General features: G+C 46.0%; 1 protein-coding gene. It reads left to right on the top strand.

The window, feature by feature from the left end; all coding sequences use genetic code 11:
- A partial coding sequence (locus tag A3738_RS27730; RefSeq protein WP_197474095.1) for a DEAD/DEAH box helicase family protein occupies window positions 1-655 on the top strand: 655 nt, incomplete at both ends.

Below are 655 nucleotides of genomic sequence, written 5' to 3'. Positions count from 1 at the left end.
ATCTGGGGATCAGCCAACTGCCATCGCGGGTTTAGTCGATGGCATTGATGATGGATTAATGCACCAAACCTTACTTGGTGTTACGGGATCAGGTAAGACATTTACCATTGCAAATGTCATCGAAAAGATTCAACGGCCAACCATCATCATGGCGCATAATAAAACCTTAGCAGCACAACTCTATGGCGAGTTTAAGGAGTTTTTCCCCGACAATGCAGTTGAATACTTTGTATCGTATTACGACTATTACCAGCCTGAAGCATATGTTGCTGCATCGGATACATTCATCGAGAAGGATGCGTCAGTCAACGAGCACATTGAGCAAATGCGATTGTCCGCGACGAAGGCGTTGATGGAGCGTCAAGACACAATAATCGTAGCGACTGTATCCGCGATCTATGGTCTGGGCGATCCTAAATCCTACATGAAAATGATGCTCCACCTAGATCGTGGTGAAATTACAAATCAGCGCAAGATTCTTCAGCGTCTAGCCGAATTACAGTACACAAGAAACGATATGGAACTTCAGCGCGCAACATATCGCGTCAGGGGGGATGTCATTGATGTATTCCCGGCCGAGTCAGAGCGGGATGCAGTTCGTATTGAGTTGTTTGATGATGAGGTAGAGCAGTTATCTGAGTTTGATCCGCTTACC

The sequence above is a fragment of the Oleiphilus sp. HI0066 genome (assembly GCF_001635725.1).
The sequence above is the reverse complement of the archived record's forward strand: the minus strand, read 5'-3'. Positions and strand labels throughout refer to the sequence as shown.